The organism is Streptomyces sp. NPDC059247 (assembly GCF_042754005.1).
Taxonomy (GTDB): Bacteria; Actinomycetota; Actinomycetes; order Streptomycetales; family Streptomycetaceae; genus Streptomyces.
The window spans coordinates 78,438-86,806 of sequence record NZ_JBHYZW010000025.1 but is presented as its reverse complement, the minus strand read 5'-3'; the positions used below and the strand labels follow the sequence as shown (position 1 = coordinate 86,806).

Genomic DNA, 8,369 nt, shown 5'->3' with positions numbered 1-8,369 from the left:
TGCAGGGGGGACCCTGTGGGAGAGTAGGACACCGCCGAACAATTTTTAGCCTCAACCCCTGGACTCTGTCCGGGGGTTGAGGCATTTTTGCGTTCACCCGCGGGAACAAGGAAAAGCCCCGGAGGCCGAAGCCCCGGGGCTTTTTCCTTTCAGGCCGGGGCGACCAGCTGGGTGTCGTACGCCAGGATGACCGCCTGGATGCGGTCCCTCGCTCCCGTTTTGGCGAGGACGCGGCCGACATGGGTCTTCACCGTCGATTCCGCGAGGTGGAGGCGTTCGGCTATCTCCGTGTTCGTCCAGCCCTGACCGATGACCGTGAGGATCTCCCGTTCCCGTTCCGTGAGGGCCGAGAGGCGCGGGTCCTCCGGGCGCGGGTCCGTCGTCGCGGGCCGCGGCAGATGATGGACGTACGCGTCCAGGAGGCGGCGGGTCAGGCTCGGGGCGACGACCGCGTCACCGCTCGCGACCGCCCGGACGCCCGCGAGCAGCTCCTCCGGGTGGGCGTCCTTCACCAGGAAGCCGCTGGCGCCGGCGCGGAGACCGTCGTACGCGTACGCGTCGAGGTCGAAGGTCGTGACGATCAGCACGCGGGTGCGGTCGCCCGAGGCGACGATCCGGCGGGTGGCCTCGATGCCGTCGAGACCGGGCATCCGGATGTCCATGAGGACGACGTCCGGGCGGTGCCGGTCGGTCAGACGGACCGCCTCGGCGCCGTTCGCCGCCTCTCCGACGACCGTCATGTCGTCCTGGCTCTCCAGCAGCATCCGGAAGCCGAAGCGCTGCATCGGCTGGTCGTCGGCGATGAGAACGGTCGTCACGAGGGGGAGTCCTCCCGGGGAAGTCGCAGGACGGTCCGCCAGCCGCCGGTCGGCAGGGGGCCGGAGTCGAGTGTGCCGTCGTAGAGCGCGGCGCGCTCCCGCATTCCGGTGAGCCCCCGCCCCGGGTGCCGTGGCCCGGCGGGCGGCGGGGCGGCGCCGTCGGTGTCCGTGACCTCCACCCGTACCTCGTGCGCGGTGTGGGACAGGGCGACGGTCGCCCGCGCGCCCTCGCCCGCGTGCTTGAGGGTGTTGGTCAGGGACTCCTGGACGATCCGGTAGACCGTCAGCTGGGCGCCCGGGGCGAGCGGGGGCGCGGCCGGTCCGGCGCGGAGGTCGAACCGTACCGGCAGGCCCGCCTTCCGTACGCCGGTGACCAGGGTGTCGAGGTCGGCCAGGGTGGGCTGGGGAGCGCGGTCGGCCTCCGGGCCGTCGTGCAGGACGCCGAGGAGACGGCGGAGCTCGGCGAGGGCCTCGCGGCTCGTCGTACCGATGGCGTCGAGGGCCTGGGCGGCCCGCTCGGGGTTCCTGGCCGCCGCGTACCGGCCGCCGTCCGCGAGACCGGTGACGACGGACAGGTGGTGGCCGACGATGTCGTGCATCTCCCGGGCGATCCGGGTGCGTTCGGCGGCTGCGGCGAGCCGTACCTCCTGGTCGCGTTCGGTCTCCAGACGGCGGGCCCGGTCGACGAGCGCCGCCGTGTGGTCGCGGCGGGACCGGACCGTGACGCCGAGGAGCGCGACCAGCGCGTACGCCCACAGGGCGGGGACCGCGTGCTGGTCCCAGCCGCCCCGGGGGTGGAGGACCGCGCCGGTCAGGAGCGGTGGCAGGAGCAGGGCCGGGGCCCACAGGAGGTCGCGGGTCGGGCGGACGAGCGCGAGGTGGAAGAGCGGCAGCAGTTGCAGATAGGAGGACTGGAGGAAGGCGCCGGAGGCGGCGCTGGCGCAGGCCGCGCAGGCCATGACGGCGAGCATGGCCACGGGGTGGCGGCGGCGCCCGTACAGGGGGAGGCTCAGGGCCAGGCTCAGGGTGACGACCGCCCAGCCCGGGACGGTCGGGTCGAGGGCGGTGGTGCGCCAGCCGCCGGACGCGTCCACGAGCGCCGCCACCGTCCAGACGAGCGCGGGCAGGGCGTCCCAGAGCCAGGGGTGGCGGGCGTCGGCGGCCCTGACGCGGCTGGTCAGGCGGTGGACGTGCCCGCTGAGGCCCGTCGCTCCGGTACTGGTGTCCGTGGTCACGCCGTCATCTTCCTCATACGTCCCGGCGCTTGAGCAACAGGGCGGGCACCGCGAGGGCGGCGGCCGACCAGAGGAGCAGGGCCAGGAACGCGGTGCCGGGGGAGGGGCTGCCGGGGGGCGGAGCGGTCGTGCCGAGGACATCGGCGGCCTGGGCGGGGAAGTACCGGACGATCGTGGCCGCCGTCTCGTAGGGGAGTGCTCCGAGGATGCCCGGGACGATCAGGACCCCGCCGACGAAGGCGCCGATCGCGCCCGGCACCGAGCGGAGGGCGGCGCCGAGGCCGAGGGCGATCAGACCGAGGAGGGTGACGCCGGTCGCGTTGCCCGCGAGGGCGGCGAGGACGCCGTCGTCGGTCGGCGAGGCGGCCTGGTCGGTGTCGCCGAGGAAGAGCTGCGCGGTGCCGAAGGTCAGCAGGTTCGCGAGGAACGAGACGGTGAGGACGCCGCCGGTGTAGACGGCGGCCTTCGCCCACAGGACCGGCAGCCGGGCGGGGACGGCGGTGAGGGTGGCGCGGATCGTGCCCGTCGCGTACTCGCCCGCGGTCAGGAGGATGCCGAGGACGGCGAGGGCCACGGCGCCGAGCTGGGAGCCGTACAGGGTGAGGACGACGGTGTCGACGTCGGAGTCGCCGCCGCCGGAGGTGTACGTGGCGCCCATGAGGAGGCCGACGCCGAGCAGGAGCGCGACGGCGGTGCCGACGGCGGCCCAACTGGAGCGCAGGGTGAGGAGTTTGTACCACTCGGAGCGGATCACGCGCGCGGGGGTGAGGGCGGGGGCGGTGGTGCCTGTGGTGTCCGTGGTGGGTGTGGTGTTCGTGGTTCTCTTCGTGGCCGTCGTGGCCGTCGTGGCCGTCGTGGCCGTCGTGTTCGTCGTGTTCGTTGTCATGCGAGGGCTCCCTGGTACTCGACGGAATCGTGGGTGAGGGCCATGAACGCCTGCTCCAGGGAGGGGGCCCTGCGGGTGAGTTCATGGAGGGCCAGTCCGTGGGCGGCGGCCGTGCGGCCGATCTCCGGGGCGTCCGGGCCGGTGACGACGAGGGTGTCGGGGGCCTCGGTGGTGACCGTGGCGCCGGGGAGCAGGGTGCGCAGCCGGTCGGCCTCGGGGGTGACGACCCGGACGGAGGTGGTGCCGGAGGCGCGGACGAGCGCGTCGACGCTGGTGTCGGCGAGGAGACGGCCCTTGCCGATGACGATCAGGTGGTCGGCGGTGAGGGCCGTCTCGCTCATGAGGTGGGAGGAGACGAGGACGGTACGGCCTTCGGCGGCGAGGGACCTGAGGAGGGTGCGGATCCAGAGGACGCCCTCGGGGTCGAGACCGTTGACCGGTTCGTCGAGGACGACGGTGGCGGGGTCGCCGAGGAGGGCGGCGGCGATGCCGAGGCGCTGGCCCATGCCGAGGGAGAAGCCCTTGACGCGACGGTCGGCGACCCCGGTGAGGCCGGTGAGGTCGAGGACCCGGGCCACGCGCGCGCGGGGGATGCCGTGGGTGAGGGCGAGGGCCGTGAGGTGCTGGCGGGCGGTGCGGCCGGGGTGTGCGGCGCGGGCTTCGAGGAGGGCGCCGACGCGGGTGAGCGGGGCGCCGTGCCGGGCGTAGGGGCGGCCGTCGACGGTGGCGCGTCCTGAGGTGGGGGCGTCGAGGCCCAGGATCATGCGGAGGGTGGTGGACTTGCCCGCGCCGTTGGGGCCGAGGAAGCCGGTGACGGTGCCCGGGCGGACGGTGAAGCCGAGGTCCCGGACGACGGTGGTGTCCCCGTACCGCTTGGTGAGGTTCTCTGCTCGGATCATGGGTCCGACGCTAGGGAGCGGACGGGGGCCGGGCGTCCGACCGGGGGCGGGCGGTTCCGGCGGGGGTGGTACCTGGGTACCACCGCGGGGGCGGGGCCAAGTGGCCACGGGGCCGGGCCGGGGGTCCTGCCGGATGCCGGGCCGGGTGTGCCGCGAGGTGGTCCGCAGGGTGTCGGGCGAGTGTTCCCGTGGGGGTGGTCCGGTGGGGCGGGCGGGTACGGGGTGGGGTATTCGGCGGGAGAAAAAAGCCTTGTCAGAGGGGGGCGGGCGACGGAGGATCACGTCATGGACCTTTCAATACGCGTCATCCGTGGCGACGAGTGGGAGCAGAGCCGCGAGATCCGTCTGGCGGCGCTCCGGGACCCGGTCGCGCACCTGGCGTTCCTCGACACGTACGAGGCGGCCGTCGAGCGGCCGGACGCCTTCTGGCGGGACCGGGCCGAGGGGGCGTCCGAGAGCGGGGACGGGAAGACGCGGCAGTTCGTGGCCGAGGCTCCGGACGGGCGGTGGGTCGGCACGGTGACGGTCCTGGTGGAGCGGCCCGCGGACGAGGTGCGTTTCGGGGAGCCCGCGAAGGCGGCCCAGACGCATCTCGTGGGGGTCTATGTGCGGCCCGAGGCCCGTGGGACGGGTGTGATCGACGCGTTGTTCCGGACGGCCGTGGAGTGGTCCTGGGCGCTCGCGGAGCCGGTCGAGCGGGTGCGGCTGTACGTCCACGAGGACAACGCGCGGGCCGCGGCCTTCTACCGTCGCTTCGGCTTCGTGCCGACCGGCGACCGGGTGGCCGTGCCGGGACATGACACGGCCATGGAGGACGAGTACGAGCTGCGGCGGGGGGCGGGGGTCTAGGCGGGCGGATGTTTCGGCGGGTGGTCGGGCGGTCGGCCGAACGCCCGCCGGGCGGTGGGTGACGCCTGCCGCGTCGGGCGGTGGGTGAGGGCGGGCCGGGCGGCGAAGTGCGCATGGCCTCGTCCTCACCTGCGGGCGTCTGCGGGGCGCCTGCGGGGGTGCCGTCCGTGAGCCGAGGCGTGGCCGACCGTGCGGGGGAGTCCGGCGGCGAGCGGGAGTCCGGCCCGGCCGGTGGTCCCGGGGGAGCGCGACCACCGGCCGGGCGGCGGTGGGCTCGTCGGGGGCGGTGGTCCTGGTACGGGCGGACCTCGGCGGCACCCGTTCGCCGACCGGGGTCACCTTGCCGGAGACGGTGAGGTGGTGAGGCGGTGGACCGGCCGGTGACGACCTGCTCGACCGGCTCCTCGTCCCGGAGTCAGGGCCCGCACTCCGGGTTCCGGTTTTCTGTTTCCGGACCGGCGTCCGGCGCCGCCGACGCGCTCCGGGTGACGGCTTCCTGATGACCGGTCGCCGGTGGCCGGTCGCCCGGGGACCGGCAGGGGGCGGGCCCGGGTGGCTCGGCCGCGGCGGTGGCTCGGCCGTCAGTGGCTGAGGGAGGTCTCCGGCCAGCGGGCGCGGGCCTGTTCGCGGGAGCGGAGCAGGGCCAGGGTCGGGAGGCCCTGGTCGTGGCCGCTCGCGAGCAGCTCGGGGAGCTGGGGGATCGGCGCCACGGCGGCGACGTCGTCGAGGACGAGCGTCAGTGGTGGGTCGAGCCGACCGTCGGATGACCGTGCGGCCATGCGGCGGCCGTGCTCGACCACGCTTGCGGCGAGGGCCGTGAGGAGCGGCATCGCGCCGGGGTGGGTGCGGGGATCCTCGATGGCTTCCCCCACCACGTAGAGGGTGCCCCCTTCGGGGAGGAAAGATGCCAGGGACAGGGAATCCGCTCGGTTCGAGGTGCAGGCGTCCCTGATGTGGACCGAGGACAGCGCGGCGAGCGCACGGGCCGTCAGTTCCTGGGCCAGGCGGCGGCTTTCCGGGTGGGCCGTGAGGGCGGATTCGAGGAGACCGGCGTGGCCGGAGGCGGCCTTGGGGTGGCTGCGGAGGATGCGGACCGGTTCGTGGGCGCCCGCGCCCTGGGCCCAGCGGTGGACCTGGCGGAACGGGCGTCCGTCGACGGACGCCGCGTGCAGCCAGCAGCGCAGGAGCGTTTCGGCGGTCTCCGCGGTGGCCGCGTCGAGCCGCGCGTGCGGGCGGACCGGGGCCAGCAGGGCGGTCGCCCGCAGCTGGGCGGTGGCCGGGTCCTCGCAGTGCTCGGACGGCGACCAGCGCAGCCGGGCCGGGGTGTCGCAGAGGTGGCCGGGGTCGTGGACGAGGACCGGGCCGAGCTTGCCGCGGGCGTCCTTGGTGGCGGACCAGACCGTGGGGTCGGAGGTGACGACCAGGGCCGCGCCCTCGGCGTCCAGGACCGCCTGGACGGCGGCGGGGCGGCGGGCTTCCGGAGGACCGTAGAACGTCCGTGAGGGGCCCTGGTGAAGGGCCGTGGCCGTGAGGGGCGGAAGGGCCGGGAGGCCGGCCGGGGGCATGGGCGCGGGGGAGGGGACGGCCGGGCCCCGGGGTGCCGGGGGTGTGGTCTCCGCGTGGGGCGGGGTCTCCTCGGGGTGTCGCCGTAGGGGTCCGGGCCCGGGGTGGTGGGCCGCGGGCTGTTCCGGTGCCGGGTGCCCGGATGCGGGCCGCCGGGTGTCCCGTAGGGGGTCGGGGGTTCTCGTGGTGTCCCCTACGGGCCGGGAGCGGCCCGGTGCCGGGCCGCGGGTGTCCCGTACGGGTGCCGGGGGCCTGGTGTCCCGTACGGGCTTCTCCCAGCGGGTCTCCGGGGCGTCGGACGGCCTCGGGAAGTCCCGTACGGGCTCGGGGGTCCTGCGGGGCGGGGGGCCGTCGTAGCCGCCCGTCCTGCGGTTCGCCCTGACCGCGCGCCAGCGGGCCAGGGTGCCCAGGGCGAAGACCGTGAGGACGAGGAGAATCATCGCCTCGCCGATCAGCAGGCCCCAGAACATGCCGTGCCCCGACAACTGGCCCGGCGGGGTCCCCGGCCAGGCCGCCGCGAGGTCCGTCGGGGCCGTCGCCAGGGAACGCAGGGCCGAGGGCGTGCCCATGAGGCCGACCCCACGGGGCCAGGCCCCGTGGGAGAGGAGCCCGGCCAGACCGGTCGCCGTCCACACCAGGACCGTGAGGCAGAGGAGGAATCCGAACAGGCCGAGCAGCAGCCCGTCGGAGACCCCTCCCCCGCCTTTGCGCGACTGCTCCATCTACGCCACCGTCGACTGCGAGGTGCCGTTCATCTGCTGCTCGACGAGGATCGCCCGTTGCTCCGTCTCCCACTCCAGCTCCGGGTCGACGACGGACGACTCGGTCATCGCGCGGTCGGTGTAGACCAGCGGGCGTTCCCGTTCGGTGATGAGGTGTTTGACCACCTGCACGTTGCCGTTGACGTCCCAGACTGCGATGCCGGGGGTGAGGGTCGGGATGATCTCCACCGCCCAGCGGGGCAGGCCGAGGACCCGTCCCGTACCGCGTGCCTCGTCGGCCTTCTGGGCGTAGATGGTCCGGGTGGAGGCCATCTTGAGGATGGCCGCCGCCTCCTTGGCCGCCGCTCCGTCGACGACGTCGGAGAGGTGGTGGACGACGGCGACGAAGCTCAGGCCCAGTCGGCGGCCGAACTTCAGCAGCCGCTGGAACAGCTGCGCGACGAAGGGGCTGTTGATGATGTGCCAGGCCTCCTCGACGAGGAAGATGCGCTTCTTCCGGTCGGGGCGGATCCAGGTGTGCTCCAGCCAGACGCCGACGATCGCCATGAGGATCGGCATCGCGATGGAGTTGCGGTCGATGTGGGAGAGGTCGAAGACGATCAGGGGGGCGTCGAGGTCGATGCCGACGGTCGTCGGGCCGTCGAACATGCCCCGCAGGTCGCCGTCGACCAGCCGGTCCAGGACGAGGGCGACGTCCAGTCCCCAGGCCCGTACGTCGTCTATGTCGACGTTCATCGCCTCGGCCGACTGCGCCTCGGGGTGGCGGAGCCGTTCGACGATGTCGGTGAGGATCGGCTGCCGGTCGGTGGTGTGCTCGATGACATGGGCGTGGGCGACCTTGAGCGCGAAGCCCGCGCGCTCGTCCAGGCCGTGGCCCATCGCCACCTCGATGATCGTACGGAGCAGGGCGAGCTGCCCGGTCGTGGTGATCGACGGGTCGAGCGGGTTCAGACGGATGCCGGAGTCGTTGGCGACCATGGGGTCCAGGCGGATGGGGGTTATCCCCAGCTCCTGCGCGATGAGGTTCCATTCGCCGACGCCGTCCTCGCCCTGCGCGTCGAGGACCACGACCTGCCGGTCCCGGAAGCGCAGCTGGCGGAGCACGTACGTCTTCTCCAGCGCGGACTTGCCGTTGCCGGATTCGCCGAGGACCAGCCAGTGGGGGGCCGGGAGCTGCTGTCCGTACAGCTGGAAGGGGTCGTAGATGTATCCCTTGCCGCTGTAGACCTCGCGGCCGATGATGACGCCGGAGTCGCCGAGGCCGGGCGCGGCGGTCGGCAGGTAGACGGCCTGGGCCTGTCCGGTGGAGGTGCGGACGGGCAGCCGGGTGGTCTCCACCTTCCCGAAGAGGAAGGAGGTGAAGGCTTCGGTGAGGACGGACAGCGGATCTCGCATCG

7 protein-coding genes are annotated in these 8,369 nt (G+C 73.9%); 1 reads left to right on the top strand and 6 read right to left on the bottom strand.

Going from position 1 to position 8,369, the window contains the following annotated elements; translation table 11 throughout:
* Nucleotides 1–149: 149 nt before the first annotated feature.
* From ACFXGN_RS29415 to ACFXGN_RS29400, 4 genes are read right to left on the bottom strand one after another with little or no spacing between them, the layout of a single operon-like run.
* Nucleotides 150–818 (bottom strand): response regulator, encoded by a 669-nt coding sequence (locus ACFXGN_RS29415; RefSeq protein ID WP_384864929.1) that lies wholly within the window; start codon nt 816–818, stop codon nt 150–152.
* On the bottom strand, nt 815–2,053 hold the full coding sequence (locus ACFXGN_RS29410; RefSeq protein WP_384864928.1) for a sensor histidine kinase: 1,239 nt from the start codon (nt 2,051–2,053) through the stop codon (nt 815–817). The genes ACFXGN_RS29415 and ACFXGN_RS29410 overlap by 4 nt, the downstream gene beginning before the upstream one ends.
* A gap of 13 nt (nt 2,054–2,066) precedes the next feature.
* Complete coding sequence (locus tag ACFXGN_RS29405) at nt 2,067–2,939, bottom strand: ABC transporter permease (protein ID WP_384864927.1); 873 nt, start codon at nt 2,937–2,939, stop codon at nt 2,067–2,069.
* Nucleotides 2,936–3,838: an ABC transporter ATP-binding protein gene (locus ACFXGN_RS29400; protein WP_384864925.1), complete on the bottom strand. Its 903-nt coding sequence runs from the start codon at nt 3,836–3,838 to the stop codon at nt 2,936–2,938. Before ACFXGN_RS29400 ends, ACFXGN_RS29405 begins: the two co-directional genes overlap by 4 nt.
* 285 nt (nt 3,839–4,123) lie before the next feature.
* Between ACFXGN_RS29400 and ACFXGN_RS29395 the strand changes: the two genes are divergently transcribed.
* Nucleotides 4,124–4,687, top strand: a complete 564-nt coding sequence (locus tag ACFXGN_RS29395) for a GNAT family N-acetyltransferase (RefSeq protein WP_384864924.1) — start codon at nt 4,124–4,126, stop codon at nt 4,685–4,687.
* Nucleotides 4,688–5,268: 581 nt separating this feature from the next.
* Here the strand turns inward: ACFXGN_RS29395 and ACFXGN_RS29390 are convergent.
* On the bottom strand, nt 5,269–6,972 hold the full coding sequence (locus ACFXGN_RS29390; RefSeq protein ID WP_384864922.1) for a type VI secretion protein: 1,704 nt from the start codon (nt 6,970–6,972) through the stop codon (nt 5,269–5,271).
* Nucleotides 6,973–8,367 (bottom strand): ATP-binding protein, encoded by a 1,395-nt coding sequence (locus ACFXGN_RS29385; protein ID WP_366445263.1) that lies wholly within the window; start codon nt 8,365–8,367, stop codon nt 6,973–6,975.
* Between the last annotated feature and the right edge of the window lie 2 nt (nt 8,368–8,369).